16 protein-coding genes and 1 tRNA gene are annotated in these 15,004 nt (G+C 62.2%); 12 read left to right on the top strand and 5 right to left on the bottom strand.

Features of this window, described 5'->3' with window-relative positions; genetic code table 11:
* Positions 1-25 precede the first annotated feature (25 nt).
* The 3 genes from ACS3WB_RS07670 (at position 26) to ACS3WB_RS07660 (ending at position 3,368) form a co-directional block, all read left to right on the top strand.
* Positions 26-1,156, top strand: a complete 1,131-nt coding sequence (locus ACS3WB_RS07670; protein WP_438274971.1) for a glycosyltransferase — start codon at positions 26-28, stop codon at positions 1,154-1,156.
* A 7-nt stretch (positions 1,157-1,163) separates the two neighbouring features.
* Positions 1,164-2,648 (top strand): glycosyltransferase family 39 protein, encoded by a 1,485-nt coding sequence (locus ACS3WB_RS07665; protein WP_438274970.1) that lies wholly within the window; start codon positions 1,164-1,166, stop codon positions 2,646-2,648.
* Between the two features lie 129 nt (positions 2,649-2,777).
* Entirely contained in the window at positions 2,778-3,368 is a 591-nt protein-coding gene (locus ACS3WB_RS07660; RefSeq protein WP_438274969.1) for a DUF4142 domain-containing protein, read from the top strand.
* Positions 3,369-3,646: 278 nt separating this feature from the next.
* Here the strand turns inward: ACS3WB_RS07660 and groL are convergent, their stop codons facing one another.
* Entirely contained in the window at positions 3,647-5,284 is a 1,638-nt protein-coding gene (gene groL, locus ACS3WB_RS07655; RefSeq protein ID WP_438274968.1) for a chaperonin GroEL, read from the bottom strand.
* 106 nt (positions 5,285-5,390) lie between these two features.
* Complete coding sequence (locus ACS3WB_RS07650) at positions 5,391-5,708, bottom strand: co-chaperone GroES (RefSeq protein WP_438274967.1); 318 nt, start codon at positions 5,706-5,708, stop codon at positions 5,391-5,393.
* 423 nt (positions 5,709-6,131) lie between these two features.
* Between ACS3WB_RS07650 and ACS3WB_RS07645 the strand changes: the two genes are divergently transcribed.
* The 5 genes from ACS3WB_RS07645 (at position 6,132) to ACS3WB_RS07625 (ending at position 9,411) form a co-directional block, all read left to right on the top strand.
* On the top strand, positions 6,132-6,431 hold the full coding sequence (locus ACS3WB_RS07645; protein WP_438274966.1) for an usg protein: 300 nt from the start codon (positions 6,132-6,134) through the stop codon (positions 6,429-6,431).
* 173 nt (positions 6,432-6,604) lie between these two features.
* Positions 6,605-7,345, top strand: a complete 741-nt coding sequence (locus tag ACS3WB_RS07640) for a competence/damage-inducible protein A (RefSeq protein ID WP_438274965.1) — start codon at positions 6,605-6,607, stop codon at positions 7,343-7,345.
* 130 nt (positions 7,346-7,475) lie between these two features.
* A complete protein-coding gene (gene gpt, locus ACS3WB_RS07635) occupies positions 7,476-7,976 on the top strand; it encodes a xanthine phosphoribosyltransferase (protein WP_438274964.1) in 501 nt (166 codons plus the stop codon).
* 54 nt (positions 7,977-8,030) lie between these two features.
* A complete protein-coding gene (locus tag ACS3WB_RS07630; protein WP_438274963.1) occupies positions 8,031-8,690 on the top strand; it encodes a hypothetical protein in 660 nt (219 codons plus the stop codon).
* A 115-nt stretch (positions 8,691-8,805) separates the two neighbouring features.
* The gene (locus tag ACS3WB_RS07625) at positions 8,806-9,411 is read left to right on the top strand and encodes a 2-hydroxychromene-2-carboxylate isomerase (RefSeq protein ID WP_438274962.1); all 606 of its coding nucleotides are present in this window, start codon (positions 8,806-8,808) and stop codon (positions 9,409-9,411) included.
* 48 nt (positions 9,412-9,459) lie between these two features.
* On the opposite strand, the gene ACS3WB_RS07620 is transcribed toward ACS3WB_RS07625, so the two are convergent.
* Positions 9,460-9,852 (bottom strand): hypothetical protein, encoded by a 393-nt coding sequence (locus ACS3WB_RS07620; RefSeq protein WP_438274961.1) that lies wholly within the window; start codon positions 9,850-9,852, stop codon positions 9,460-9,462.
* Between the two features lie 222 nt (positions 9,853-10,074).
* Between ACS3WB_RS07620 and ACS3WB_RS07615 the strand changes: the two genes are divergently transcribed.
* The 3 genes from ACS3WB_RS07615 (at position 10,075) to ACS3WB_RS07605 (ending at position 12,117) form a co-directional block, all read left to right on the top strand.
* A tRNA-Leu gene (locus tag ACS3WB_RS07615) sits at positions 10,075-10,163 on the top strand.
* 20 nt (positions 10,164-10,183) lie between these two features.
* Positions 10,184-11,440 carry an aminopeptidase gene (locus tag ACS3WB_RS07610; protein ID WP_438274960.1) on the top strand — a complete coding sequence of 419 codons (1,257 nt, stop codon included), beginning with the start codon at positions 10,184-10,186 and terminating at the stop codon, positions 11,438-11,440.
* A 182-nt stretch (positions 11,441-11,622) separates the two neighbouring features.
* On the top strand, positions 11,623-12,117 hold the full coding sequence (locus ACS3WB_RS07605; RefSeq protein WP_438274959.1) for a twin-arginine translocation pathway signal: 495 nt from the start codon (positions 11,623-11,625) through the stop codon (positions 12,115-12,117).
* 22 nt (positions 12,118-12,139) lie between these two features.
* Here ACS3WB_RS07605 and ACS3WB_RS07600 read toward each other — a convergent pair whose 3' ends face one another.
* Both ACS3WB_RS07600 and ACS3WB_RS07595 read right to left on the bottom strand, forming a co-directional pair.
* Positions 12,140-13,345 carry an FAD-dependent monooxygenase gene (locus ACS3WB_RS07600; protein WP_438274958.1) on the bottom strand — a complete coding sequence of 402 codons (1,206 nt, stop codon included), beginning with the start codon at positions 13,343-13,345 and terminating at the stop codon, positions 12,140-12,142.
* A gap of 7 nt (positions 13,346-13,352) precedes the next feature.
* Positions 13,353-13,598, bottom strand: coding sequence for a zinc-finger domain-containing protein (locus ACS3WB_RS07595; protein ID WP_292617350.1), 246 nt, complete (start codon positions 13,596-13,598; stop codon positions 13,353-13,355).
* Between the two features lie 258 nt (positions 13,599-13,856).
* Here ACS3WB_RS07595 and ACS3WB_RS07590 point away from each other — a divergent pair, with 258 nt between their 5' ends.
* Positions 13,857-14,981, top strand: a complete 1,125-nt coding sequence (locus ACS3WB_RS07590; RefSeq protein WP_438274957.1) for a hypothetical protein — start codon at positions 13,857-13,859, stop codon at positions 14,979-14,981.
* The last annotated feature ends 23 nt before the right edge of the window (positions 14,982-15,004 follow it).

The following is a 15,004-nucleotide window of genomic DNA, read 5'->3' as shown; positions in this document are numbered from 1 at the left end:
ACCGCCACGGATATATGCTGGCGCCATGAATGAAGCCATCAGACCGGATCCGGTCGAGTTATCAACCAGAACGTCGCCCCAGCTTTCCGTCATCGTGCCGACCTTCAACGAGCACGACAACGTCGTCGCGTTGTACCGCAAGTTGTCCACCGCGCTGGCGGGAATTGCGTGGGAAGTCATCTATGTCGATGACAATTCGCCCGACGGCACTTCCGGGGTGCTGCGGAAACTTGCCGCGAGCGATCCGCGCGTGCGCTGCATCAGGCGGATCGGGAGGCGCGGCCTGTCGGGCGCCTGCATCGAGGGCATTCTGGCGTCGAGCGCGCCGTGCGCTGCGGTAATGGATGCCGATCTTCAGCACGACGAAACCCGGTTGCCGGCGATGCTCGCGCTTCTGGAAAACGGCTCCGCCGACCTCGTCGTCGGCAGCCGCTACATCGAGGGTGGCAGTGCCGATAGCTTCGACAGGCAGCGCGCCGGATTCAGCATGCTTGCGACTTCGGTCGCAAGAAAATTGCTGCGCGTCGAGGTCGCTGATCCCATGAGCGGCTTTTTCATGATCCGCCGCGACCGCTTCGAACAGCTTGCGCCTGAGCTTTCGATCCAGGGATTCAAGATACTGCTCGACGTGATCGCCACTGCCCGAGGTCAACTGCGCATCACGGAAATTCCTTTCACCTTCGGTTCGCGGCTGCATGGAGAAAGCAAGCTGGATTCGATGGTCGCGCTGGACTTCCTCGGCCTCGTGCTGGCGAAGTTGACGCGCGACGCGGTGTCGTTACGATTCCTGTTGTTCGCGCTGGTCGGATCGGTCGGCGTCGTCGTGCATTTCGTCGGTCTACTCATTGCGCTTGACGCGCTGCGATGGCCGTTCCCACACTCGCAGGCCTTCGGCGCGCTTCTGGCGATGACCAGCAATTTCCTGCTCAACAATTTCCTGACCTATCGCGACCAGCGTCTGAAAGGGTTTGGACTCCTGCGCGGGCTTCTTGTTTTCTATCTGGTTTGCAGCGTCGGCCTGCTCGCCAATGTCGGCGTCGCGTTCTCGGTCTACGATCAGGAGCCGATCTGGTGGCTGGCGGGAGCCGCCGGTGCGCTGATGGGCGTAGTCTGGAATTACGCGGTGTCCAGCCTGTTCGTCTGGCGAAGACGATAGCACGGCGATGACCGAGACGCGGACCGTCCGCGCCGTTGTTGTCACGGTCCTTGCGCTGGTGGGGCTGAGACTCGTCTGCGCGGCGGTGACGCCGCTGACGTTCGACGAAGCCTATTACTGGACGTGGTCAAAACATCTGGCCGGCGGCTATTACGATCATCCGCCATTGGTGGCGATCGTGATCCGCCTCGGCACCATGCTCGCCGGCGATACCGAGTTCGGCGTCCGCCTCGTATCGATCCTGCTGGCGCTGCCGATGAGCTTTGCCGTCTACCGGACGGCGGAGCTGCTGTTCGACAGCGCGAAGGCTGCGGCGTCGGCGACCGTTCTTCTCAACGTCACGCTGATGGTCGCGGCCGGCACCGTGATCGTGACGCCGGACGCGCCGCTGATGGCGGCGTCGAGTTTCGTGCTGCTGGGCCTCGCCAAATTGCTGGTGAGCGGACGCGGCGCATGGTGGCTCGCGGTAGGCGCGGCTGTGGGGGTGGCGCTGCTGTCGAAATACACCGCGCTGTTCTTCGGTCCGGTGATCCTGATCTGGCTGCTCGCCGTGCCGGAGTTGCGGCGCTGGCTGAAGTCGCCGTGGCCTTATCTCGGCGGGCTGGTCGCGCTCGCGATCTTTTCACCGGTCATCATCTGGAACGCCGATCATCACTGGGCATCCTTCGCCAAGCAGTTCGGCCGCGCGCGCGTTGACCAGTTCACCCTTCGCTATATCGTCGAACTGATCCCGACGCAGATCGTTTTCGCGACGCCGCCGGTGTTCGCTCTCGCCGCGATGGGGCTATTTGCTAAACACGGCGAAGGCACGCGAGCCGCCCGAACGCTCATCAGTACGACGGTGTGGACGCTTGCGCTCTATTTCGTCTGGCACTCTCTGCACGGCCGTGTCGAGGCCAACTGGTTCGCGCCCGTCTACCCGGCGCTCGCGATCGCGGCGGCAGTGGCTTCAGACATCACGAACTGGCAGCCGCGCGGGCGGCGTTTCGCCGATCTTTGCCGGCGCTGCGCGGTGCCGGTGGGCGTTGCGATGCTGGGGGCGCTGGTGGTGCAGGTGAACACCGGCGTTCTCTCCGGCTATCGGCGCGACGCTTCCGTGCGCAGCGTTGGCGTCGGCTGGCGCGAGCTTGCAGCCGAGATCGAAGCGGTGCGCGTGAGAAGCGGCGCGCACTGCGTGCTCGCTCAAGGCTATGGCGTGACGAGCTGGCTTCGTTTCTATCTGCCGAAGGGCACATGCGTCGCGCAGCACTTCGAGCGCATTCGGTGGATCAACGCGCCGCCACCGGACGCGGACCAGCTCACGGGCAGGCTGCTTTACGTCGATGACGGATCCGACAACTGGCCGCGCGTCGCACAGTATTTCGACCACGTCGAGAAAGTCGCGACTCTCGAACGCAAGCGTGGCCCGCTGACCGTCGACACATTCGAGATCGACGTGGTGGCGGACCCCAAGGGCAACGTGCTGGAGCCATTGCCGGCGGAACTCGAGTAGCGTCCGCCGCGGCAAGGTTCCCGCTCCAGGCCGAGGAACCACGCCCTGTGCGAACCGTTGTCGCCGGATGATCCGCGGGACGGGGGCTGTTTCGCGGCACAACGTCCTCCCGATACAAGGATTCATGCCATGAAAAAAATTCTGATCGCTCTCGCGGCGGCCACCGCATTGACAGGGGCCGCATATGGCCAGTCTCTCGGCGAGAAAACCGGCGTCAACTCCGCGCTCGGTGTCGCGCCGTCCACGGCTGACTTCGTTAAGCAGGCTGCCACCAGTGATATGCTGGAAATCGAGGCGGCAAGAATCGCGCAGCAGAAGGGTAATGACGAGGAAAAGAAGTTCGCCGCACAGATGATCGCAGATCACACCAAGACTTCGAACGATCTCAAGGGCATGGTGAAGGACGGCGAGGTGAAGGCGGAGTTGCCGACGATGCTCGACAGTTCCGCGCAAGGCAAGCTCGACAAGCTGAGGGCTGCGTCATCTCAAGACTTTGCCGGAATTTACGATCCAATGCAGGTTGATGCCCATGAGGATGCGGTGTCGCTGTTCGATCGGTACGCCAAGAGCGGCGATAACGCCAAGCTGAAGAACTGGGCGGACCAGACGTTGCCGACGCTCAAGCATCATCTCTCGATGGCGCAGCAGATGAACGAACATCGCGGCTCTGCCACAGTCGGCAGATCGACGACGAGGCCGTCGAACGGCATGGCCAAGTAACGACATCGCTTCAAGGGCCCGGCGTGACGCGCAGCATTGAGCCCCGCCTGCACAAGCAGTTTGGACTAAAGAAAAAGGCCCGGTGTGTACCGGGCCTTTTGCATTCGTAAGAAATCCATGCCGCCACTGAAAGCCGGGCTTGCCCGGCTTTCAGCATTTTGACTCAGCGGCGGCGATTTCTGGCACTGCGCGTCAGAAATCCATGCCGCCGACTGAAAGTCGGGCTTGCCCGGCTTCCAGCATTTTGATTTAGGGGCGGCGATTTCTGATGCTGTGCGTCAGAAATCCATGCCGCCCATGCCGCCGCCCGGCATCGCCGGGGCAGGGGCGTTCTTCTTGGGCAGTTCGGCGACCATCGCCTCGGTGGTGATCAGGAGGGAGGCGACGGACGCGGCGTTCTGGATCGCGGTGCGCACGACCTTGGTCGGGTCGATGATGCCCTTGGAGATCAGGTTGCCGTATTCGCCGGTCTGCGAGTCGAAGCCGTAGGAATACTGCTCCTTCTCGAGGATCTTGCCGACGATGACGCTACCGTCCTCGCCCGCGTTGATCGCGATCTGGCGGGCCGGCGCGGAGAGCGCCTTGCGCACGATCTCGACACCGGTCTTCTGGTCGTCGTTCTGGGTCTTGATGCGCTTGAGCTGTTCGGAGGCACGGAGCAGCGCAACGCCGCCGCCCGGCACGATGCCTTCCTCGACCGCGGCGCGGGTCGCGTGCATCGCGTCGTCCACGCGATCCTTGCGCTCTTTCACCTCGACCTCGGTCGCGCCGCCGACGCGGATCACCGCGACGCCGCCGGCGAGCTTGGCCAGACGCTCCTGCAGCTTCTCGCGGTCGTAGTCCGAGGTGGTTTCCTCGATCTGCGCCTTGATCTGCGCCACCCGCGCCTCGATGTCGGCCTTCTTGCCGGCGCCGTTGACGATGGTGGTGTTCTCCTTGTCGATCATCACCTTCTTGGCGCGGCCGAGCATCTGCAGCGTGACGTTCTCAAGCTTGATGCCGAGGTCTTCGCTGATCGCCTGACCGCCGGTCAGGATGGCGATGTCCTGCAGCATGGACTTGCGGCGATCGCCGAAGCCCGGCGCCTTGACGGCCGCAACCTTGAGGCCGCCGCGAAGCCGGTTGACCACCAGGGTCGCAAGCGCTTCGCCTTCGACGTCTTCCGCCACGATCACCAGCGGCTTGCCGGTCTGCACCACGGCTTCCAGCAACGGCAGCAGCTCGTTCAGCGACGACAGCTTCTTCTCGTTGATCAGGATGTAGGCGTCGTCCATCTCGACACGCATCTTTTCGGCGTTGGTGACGAAGTAGGGCGAGATATAGCCGCGGTCGAACTGCATGCCCTCGACGACGTCGAGTTCGGTCTCCAGCGACTTGGCTTCTTCAACCGTGATGACGCCCTCGTTGCCGACCTTCTTCATGGCGTCGGCGAGGAACTTGCCAATTTCGGAATCGCCGTTGGCGGAGATGGTGCCGACTTGCGCGATCTCTTCGTTCGAGGTGACTTTCTTGGAGTTGCGACCCAGGTCCGCGACCACGGCTTCGACGGCAAGGTCGATGCCGCGCTTCAGGTCCATCGGGTTCATGCCGGCGGCGACCGACTTGGCGCCTTCCTTCACGATCGCCTGGGCCAGAACGGTGGCGGTGGTGGTGCCGTCGCCCGCCGCATCGGCGGATTTGGAAGCGACTTCGCGCACCATCTGCGCGCCCATGTTCTCGAACTTGTCGTCGAGTTCGATCTCCTTGGCGACGGTGACGCCGTCCTTGGTGATGCGCGGCGCACCGAACGACTTGTCGAGCACGACATTTCGGCCCTTCGGGCCCAGCGTGACCTTCACGGCGTTGGCAAGGATGTCCACGCCGCGCAGCATCTTGTCGCGGGCGTCGACGCCGAATTTGACATCTTTGGCTGACATTGGTGATCTCCAGAATTGTTTTCAGTGAGTGTCATCATCGGGCTTGTCCGGTGATCCACGTCTGTGGATGTCCCGGTCAGCCGCGGCCATGACGAACGGAATTTTCTCAGGCGGCCTTCTTCTTGGCGGGAGCGACGTCGGTGAGAACGCCCATGATGTCGGACTCCTTCATGATGAGGAGATCCTGGCCGTCGATCTTGACCTCGGTGCCCGACCACTTGCCGAACAGCACCCTGTCGCCGACCTTGAGATCGATCGGGATCAGCTTGCCGGTCTCGTCACGGCCTCCGGGGCCGACGGCCAGGACTTCGCCCTGCGAGGGCTTCTCTTTGGCCGTATCCGGAATGATGATGCCGCCAGCGGTCTTCTCTTCGGCGTCGATGCGCTTGACCACGACGCGGTCGTGAAGCGGACGGAATTTCATGCAGTCCTCCTAAGTTTATGAAGATAGACGATATTTCTGAATTTTTGGCAGTCGCGGCCAACGAGTGCCAAGGCGACCGGTCAGGACATAAGCCGTCGTGAAGACCCGGGCAAGGGCAGAAGGCAGATTTTTTAAAGACTCAAAAGAAGACGAGCGCCTGCCCGGTCGGCCAATCTTCGGGCTCAGTCCGAGCGACTGTTAGCAGACGCGGTAAGCCGCTGCCAGCACTGATTTATTAGCAATTTATTGAATTTTTAGGCTTGTGATTGGCGTGTCGTGAGTCACATTTGTTTATGGGCTTTCCTTGGGGCGGCGGCCGTCAGGGCGCCGGTCCCGGAGGGCGGGTTCATCGAGGGGCTGGAGCGTTATTGAAAGAGGTTGCCATTTTGCCGATAGCGCTGCCTCCCTCCAGGGAGATTGGGCATGGTCTCGAAAGGTGAAGTACAATCCCGCGGAGTTTCAGATGACTTCCGCAAGCAGGTGGCGGGTTACGGATTGACCACGGCAGAAATCCTGTATCGCCGGCCGGACCGGCAGTGGCTGCTGCAAAGCTACGTCTGGCAAAACTACGACCTGTTTCCAAAATTCCCGGCGCTGCGCGACTTCCTCGCTTTTTGGGAGAGGCAACTCGAAGGACCGCTGGTCTCGGTGACGGTCGCACATTCGAGACTGATCAAGCCTGCGGAACTGCGCGCGGTGGATGGCGTGTTCCGCTTGCATTGAGCAGTCCGCCGTGATGTGGCGTTGTCAGTGGTTACGCGATGAGACGCGCGCCGATCGCTGGAAGCGCCGCATATTTCCGTGCAATAGATGCAATAGAGGAAACATGTTCGCTGTCTTGACGCTGGAGCGGCCGCGCGTCATGTCATGATCGCTGCTGACGTCAAGGAGAGGTCATGGGTGACATCATCACCGCGGGCGTTCTGGTGATTGGCGATGAAATCCTGTCCGGGCGGACCAAGGACAAGAACATCGGTTTCATCGCCGAATATCTGACGAATATCGGAATCGACCTCAAGGAAGCTCGCATCGTTGCCGACGATGAAGCCGATATCGTCGCGGCGCTGAACGCACTGCGCGGCCGCTACACCTATGTTTTCACCACCGGCGGCATCGGTCCCACGCATGACGACATCACCGCCGACAGCATCGGGAAGGCGTTTGGCGTCAGCGTCGATTATCATCCCGAGGTGGTGGCGCGGTTCAAGGAACGCTACAAAAATCCGGGCGAATTGAACGAGGCGCGGTTGCGCATGGCGCGCATTCCCGAAGGCGCCGAGCTTATTCAAAGCGCGACCATTCTGGCGCCCGGTTTCAGGATCGGCAACGTCATCGTCATGGCGGGGGTGCCTTCGATCATGCAGGCGATGATGGATATCATCGCGCCGACGCTGCAGGCCGGCGAGCGGATGCTGTCGGAATCGGTGCGCGGCAATTGCCGCGAAGGCGACATCGGCACGCCGTTGCGTGCCATCGCCGAGGCGCATCCGGACACCACTATCGGCAGCTACCCGTTCCTCGACGAAAACGGCTTGCCGAACACAAGCCTTGTGGTGCGCTCGCGCGATCAGGCCAAATTGACGGCAGCGATGGATGCGGTGAACGCGATGCTGGCGGGACTCAAGGCGGGGCAGTAGACTATCCTTGTCCCTGTATTCCGGATGCGCGTTCTCATGCGCGGCTTCGGAATCTGAATATGATCGAACAGGATTATGAGTTCACTCGCGCAAATGCGCTTGTGTTCCGGAAACGACGACAAGGACTCATGTGACCCAGACTCCCGACAAGGCTTTTCCGGTGTCCTGGGATCAGTTCCATCGCGATTGCCGGGCACTGACCTGGCGACTGAACGAGACCGGACCATTTCATGCGGTGGTGGCGATCACCCGCGGCGGGCTGGTGCCCGCGGCGATCGTGGCGCGTGAACTCGGCGTCCGCATCATCGATACCGTTTGTATCGCGAGCTATGATCATACCAGGCAAGGCAAGCTGACGGTACTGAAGGGCATTTCCGATGCGACCGCGAAGCTCGGCGGCGGCACCGGCAAGGGACTTCTGATTGTAGACGACCTCGTCGATACCGGAGCGACTGCGCGGATGGTGCGCGCCATGATTCCGGATGCGCACTTCGCCGCCGTCTACGCCAAGCCGCTCGGCAAGCCGCTGGTCGATACGTTCATCACCGAGGTCTCACAGGACACCTGGATTTACTTTCCGTGGGATCTCGGCCTTGCCTTCGCTCCGCCGCTGCGCGACGGCGCGGCGTGATTGGGGTGCATCCAGTATGTGGGAATAGGCAAAGTCCAAGGGCAAGGTCGACCGGTGGCCCTGCAAAATCGCGTCACGCCTACAGGCGATATCGTCGCCGTGCCCCAGCGCGGCACCTTCACCGGCAATCGTGGGATCATTCACGATCCGGCGACGCGGACGCTTTTGCAGCGTCGCTGGACCACGAAGGCCTGGATCGTCTGCGTCTGCGAGTTCCGTGGCCGTCGCCGCGATGTAATGGCGATGCGGAGTTGGACCGAACTGTTCTTTCTCGACGAGGCGACTGCGCTCGCGGCAGGACACCGTCCGTGCTATTATTGCCGTCGCGCGAATGCCGACGCATTTCGTCTGGCGTGGGCGCGCGGCAACGGGTCCGGCAATGCGCGCGCGCCCGCGATTGACTCGGTGCTTCATCAGGAACGGCTTGACGGCCGCGCAAAGCGGCTGCACCCGCTGCCGATCCCACTCAACGGATTGCCTGACGGCGCGATGGTGCAGGCAGGCGGCGAAAGCTATCTGATTGCAGGCAAACGGCCATGGCTGTGGACCTTCGACGGCTATCGCGAGGCGAGTTTGCCGCTCGCCGATGCGCGGCTGATCACGCCGCCATCCACGGTACGAGCGTTGCAGGCCGGTTATCGCGCGACGCTGCACGACAGTGTGGCAAGTTCGGTTCCACAACAGAATAAGACATCACAGAATAAAGATATGTGAGCTTTTCGACGCTGTGTGTCGGGTTTGTGTTGCCATCCAGGTTTGTCGGGAGCAACAGTTGACAGGACATGGACGACCGGGCCAATCCGATCACACGAAACAGAGGAAGCTCGCTATGATCGAATTCTTTTTCGATTGCTCCAGTCCCTGGACGTATCTCGCCTTTCACAACATCCAGCCGCTGGCAAAAGAGTTTGGCGAGAAGATCTCGTGGCGGCCGATTCTGGTGGGAGGAATATTCAATTCCGTCAATCCGAGCGTTTATGCTTCGCGGGAGCACCCCGTGCCGGCGAAGGTTCGCTACATGCATAAAGATCTCGCCGATTGGGCGCGGCTCGCGGGTCTCACGATCAAGATGCCGCCGACTGTATTTCCCGTGAACAGCGTCAAGGCCATGCGCGGCTGTCTCTGGCTCGGTAACGACGCGATGGTTCCTTTCGCCAAGGCGGTGTTCGAAGCCTATTGGCGTGATGACAAGGATATCTCGCGCGAGCCGGTGCTCGCCGAGATTTGCAAATCGCTCGAGATCGATCCGGAAAAACTTCTAACCGGCATCGGCGATGAAGGCATTAAAAACGAACTCAAGGCAAATACCGACGAGGCGATCACGCGCGGCGCGTTCGGGTCGCCGACGATTTTCCTGAACAAGACCGATATGTATTTCGGCAACGACCGCCTGCCGCTGATCCGCGAGACGTTGCAACGGAAGAAGGCCGCATGACGCACGCACGCCGCTTGCCGCGAACAGACATTCCGCGAACGCGCGTCCTTACCCCCTCCTTGGATTGAGGAACGCGCGGGCGCACGCAATCAATTTCGCATGCTCAGTGTTGTCCGTTTGCATCGCCGCGATCAGTTCGATCATCTTCTCGGCTTCCTTCAGCCTGGTTTCAGCGGCAATGCGACGCCTGCCTTCGCGGCCGAGTTGCTCGCCGATCGACCGGTGGGATTGATCCAGCGCATCCCATTCCGCCGCGGCGTCGCTCAGCGCCCGGGATTGCGACTCGATAAGGTCGGCGGCCGCCGTGCAAGCCTTCGCGGCATCCTTTACGACGACGCCATGCCAAAGTTCGGTGAGATTGCGCTGGTAGCCGTCACTGAGCATTTCGGCGTCCTGCCGCAATCTCTCAACCAGCGCGTCCACATCCTCGCTCGAAGGCATCGTCGTCTCCTGCATCTCAAACCGGCCGCGAAAATACTTCGACCATTGTCAATGCGACAGGCGCATCAACCGCTTGCTTGCTCTATCCCTTGGACCTCCGGCAGAAAAGTCGCTGCGCGTCTCCCGCACCGTCTCCTGAGAACGGGAGATGAACGCAATTTGCAAAAGACGCGGGTGCATTGCCATTGCATTTCGGCTCTAAGTGTTTGAAAAGAAAAGCGCGCGGGCATGGCGGAATCGGTAGACGCAAGGGACTTAAAATCCCTCGGCTCGCAGGAGCTGTGCCGGTTCGAGTCCGGCTGCCCGCACCACTTGTCCGAGGATAAGTTCGATGACCCAGCACCAGCGCAATATTGTCACGCCGATCGATCCGGTGAAGCTGGACCGTCTGGCCGAAGTCGCGGTCAAGGTCGGCCTGCAACTCGCAAGGGGACAGGACCTCCTGATCACCGCGCCCGCCGCCGCGCTGCCGCTGGTGCGGCGAATTACCGAACATGCCTACAAGGCCGGCGCCGGACTGGTCACGCCGTTCTTTTCCGATGAAGAGGTCACGCTGTCGCGCTACAGGTTCGGACCGGATGAGAGTTTCGATCGGGCCGCCGGCTGGCTCTATGAGGGCATGGCGAAGGCGTTCGGCGCGAACACCGCGCGGCTCGCCGTCGTCGGCGACAATCCGATGCTGCTGTCGGGCGAGGATGGTGCGAAAGTCGCTCGCGCCAACAAGGCGAATTCCATGGCCTATCAGCCGGCGCTGGAGAAAATCGTCGGCTTCGACGTCAACTGGAACATCGTCGCCTATCCCGGCGCGGCATGGGCGAAATTGATGTTTCCCGACGATGGCGAGAGCGAAGCGGTGGCGAAACTCGCGGCCGCCATTTTTTCCGCTTCGCGCGTTGACAATGATGATCCAATCGCGAACTGGACAGCGCACAACGCCGCCTTGCGCCAGCGCACCGACTGGCTCAACGGCCAGCGCTTTCATGCCCTGCATTATTCGGGGCCCGGCACAGATCTCACGGTCGGCCTGGCCGACGGCCATGAATGGGTCGGCGGCGCTTCAATGGCGAAAAACGGCATCGTCTGCAATCCGAATATTCCGACCGAGGAGGTGTTCACGACGCCGCATGCGCTGCGGGTCGAAGGTCACGTCCGCAGCACCAAGCCGCTGTCGTATCAGGGCACGTTGATCGACGATATCGCGGTACGATTCGAGAAGGGTCGCATCGTCGAAGCCACAGCGTCGCGCGGCGCCGATGTTCTAAACAAGGTGCTGGATACGGACGAGGGCGCGCGACGGCTCGGCGAGGTGGCGCTGGTGCCGCATTCCTCTCCGATCTCCAAGAGCGGGTTGTTGTTCTACAACACCCTGTTCGACGAAAACGCGGCCTGTCACATCGCGCTCGGCCAGTGCTACTCGAAGTGCTTCGTCGATGGCGGCAAGCTGTCGCCGGAGCAGATCGCGGCACAAGGCGGCAACAAAAGCTTCATTCACATCGACTGGATGATCGGATCGGACGAAACCGATATCGACGGCATCACCAACGACGGCCGCTGCATTCCCGTTTTCCGCAAGGGGGAATGGGCGTAAGCCGCCTGCACTTGGCCGCATGGCCTCAATGCGGTCATGAGCCGGTGCTCTACGCAGCTCGATCACGCTTGGTGTAACTTGATGACAGGCTGAGCAGGGGACCAATGTCGGACCGCGTCGCCAAAAACAGCCGTTCGGGAATGATGGATCACGATGATTTTGGATCGAGCCGACCAAAAATCATGAACGTGATCGATTCCAATATCTTCGCGCGGGATGCGGACGGAAAACCGCATCACGCTTTTCTTCATCCCGCTTTGATCGCTGCGATCGCGGTGGTCATCGCGAGCAGTGGTCTTGGCGGTTGCGCCGACCTTGGCGACGGCGCGATGTCGGGTGCGTTCGTCGATCCCGCGAAATACGCTCTCTATGACTGCGCGCAGCTTGACGCGCAACGCAAGTCTCTGGCGGCCCGCACGGCCCAGTTGCAGCGGCTGATCGACAAGGCTCGCACCGGCGCCGCCGGCACCGTCGTTGCCGAGGTGGCGTATCGCAACGACTACATTACCACTCGCGCATCCGCCAAGCTCGCCGAAGAGGAATGGCAACGCAACAAATGTCATGAGACGGCCGCACCGGCCGCACCGGCGGCTCCCGGAGCGGTCGGTCCGGGCAGCGCGCCGCGGTCGGGAGGCTCTCGTGGCGCTGTCGATGGATATCCGGCGAACCGGCAATGACCGTCATTGCGCTCCGCCTGATTCAGGGCCGCCAATTGTAGATCCAGTCCTGACGCGCCAGCATGCGCTGGGGTCCGATTGCCTTGATGACGAGATCGCGCGCCAGCGCAGCCGCTCCCGCGAGATGGCTGATCCGCCCGTTCCGCTCCGCAAGCGCCTGCACCTGTGCGACGCGTGCGCGGCGCAAGCCCGTGTAACGCGCAAGCGCAGCCGCGGCGCCATCGGCATTTTCGGTCGCGGCCTCGCCAAGACATTGAGCGAGTATCGCGGCATCCTCGATCGCCATGCCCGCGCCTTGCGCCGCAAACGGCAGCATCGCATGGGCGGCATCCCCGAGGAGGGCCATTGCATCACGGTGCCATGAGGCCATCGGCGGAATTGTAAACAACGCCCACTTGCGCCAACCGTCAGCGGCTACGGCATCGATCAGCGTGCGCGCCGGCTCAGACCAGCGCGCTTGCGCGAACCTGTGCTTGATGTCGGCGGCGTCGCCGGAGGCGCTCCATCCGGGCTGTTTCCATGTGTCCGGCACCACCGCGACGATGTTGACCTGCCTTCCGCCCGACATCGGATAGGACACGAGATGCGCGTGCGGTCCCATCCAGAGCCGCACGCGGCGCGCGGCCATGTCGTGCGGCAATTGAGACGCCTCGACAGTGCCGCGCCATGCGATCAGGCCGGAAAATTGCGGACTCGCCTCTGGAAACAGTCGAGTGCGGAGCGCGGACCACACGCCGTCGGCGCCGATCATCGCCCATGCGGTCTTTGCGTGATCTGTGCCGCCGCGCAAATTCACGGTGACGCCATCAGCATGGCAGGTCGTGTCTTCGACCGCTGCGCCGAGGCGCAATTCAATGTCAGGATGATCGCGAACCTGCTCCAGCAGCGCCGCCTGCAGGCCGCCGCGATGCATCACCCAATAGGGCGCGCCGGCGCGCAACGCGGCCGCTTCGCCGAGCGGCAGGCGGCAGATTTCGCCGCCGTGCCGCGCGCTCATGATGCTGATGGCCTCAGGCACGAGCGCGCGTGCGGACAGCCGCGCGTGCAGGCCGAGGCCGATCAGGATGCGCGTGGCGTTCGGGGAGAGTTGCAGGCCTGCGCCGATTTCTTCGAGGCGTTCGGATGTCTCGATGACGAGAACGCGAAAGCCCTTGGCGGCCAGCGCAAGCGATGCCGTCAGACCTCCGATTCCGGCACCGGCGACAACGACCGTGCGGGTCGGGGTCACAGGCAGATCAGGCCACCTTGTCTCTCACCACGCACTCCGGAGGTCGGGCTTGTCCGGCGCCGAGATCGGCTGAGAAGCGGTACAGCGTCGAGCAATACGGGCAGATGATTTCGCTGTCATTGCCGAGATCGAGAAAAACGTGCGGATGGTCGAACGGTGGATTGGCTCCGACACACATGAATTCCCGGGAGCCGATCTGGATGACGGCCACGCCCGCATCGTTATGAAAGTGAGGGACTACGTGATCAGACATGCTTTCCACCTTGGGTCGCTGCGTGGCATTCGACGCGCCGGATACGCAACGATATCGCGCGGCACCATACTGGCCGGCGGCTTCGATTCCTAGCTCGCCGGAAACAGATTTGGAAAAATTCGCGGGTCAATTATCCATACAAATTCGACATAATCCTGTCGTTGGGAGAAGCCCTTCTTTCGTCGGGGAAGTTGTGATTGAAAACCGGCACACCACCTTTTTACATATGACGAAGGTGGATTTTACGGGATTTCGATGATGCGATGGCGAATTTGCAGCGCGATGACGGGAGCGGCGGTATGCGCAACGGCGTTCGCCCTGCTATGGCCGCATGCCAGGGACGCCGGCGCTGTGCTGAGCGCACAAGACGATCCCGCCCGTCTCTCCGATCTTCGACTCGATTCCGCGTTCCGGAATGATCCGACGCTGGCGGTAGAAAACATCGAAGCCGCGTTGGCCGCGCAAGATGCCGATCTCGCGAAGAGCTTTGTCGATCTTGCGGCGGCGAGAGGAATATCGACGCCTGACGAACTGTCTCTACGCGTCGCCGCAGCCGTGAGAGAAGAAAATTCTACCGAGCACATCGCCAAGAGATTTTTAATCGGGCTGGTCACCGGCAATGCTGATGACGGCGCGAGCCTCTCGGGCACGGTCGCCGGCGATCTCAGCGCGTTCGGTGATGTCCGGGACATCATGCGCGAGGGCAAGCATCTCGCGATGGGCGAGGAGACCGACCGGCTCCTGCTCGGGCTTGCCGCTGCGGGGCTCGCTGTGACGGCGGCTACCTTCGTGTCGGTCGGCGGCGCGGCCCCGGTCCGCGCCGGCCTCACTCTGGTTAAGGATGCCCGGAAGACCGGGCGGCTTGGCGAGGGGCTGAGCCGCTGGGCAGGCCGTTCGGCGCGCGAAATGATCGATCTGCGGAAACTGCAAAATGCGGCCGCGGCGGGGACGCTGGCGCGGCCGCGTCAGACCGCCGTCGCGCTCAAGGCGGCGATCCGCGCCGAGAAGGCCGGCGGGTTGGTGCGTCTCGCCAAGGACGTCGGCCGCATCGGCGAGAAGACCGGGACGCGGGGCGCACTCGATACGCTGCGGATCGCGGAAGGACCGAAAGATGTCGCGCGTGCGGCGCGGCTCGCCGAAGCCAAGGGTGGCCAGACCCGCGCGATTATCAAGACCCTGGGACGCGGCGCGTTGTTGCTCACCGCCGGCGCATTCAATCTCGCGATGTGGGTGTTGAGTGCGGTGCTCGCGCTGTTCGGCTTCCTGTCATCGATCAAGGCCACGAGCGAGCGCCTGACGTTGTCGTGGCTGCAACGCTCAAAAGCCAGACGTCTGCGTCGGCAGCTTGCTGCGCAGTCTGTCAGCAGCGGCGCGCTTGCATAGGCGTTTCATCGGTCGTTTGCCGA

This window comes from Nitrobacter sp. (assembly GCF_051535215.1).
GTDB lineage: Bacteria > Pseudomonadota > Alphaproteobacteria > Rhizobiales > Xanthobacteraceae > Nitrobacter.
This window is presented reverse-complemented; position numbering and strand designations above follow the sequence as displayed.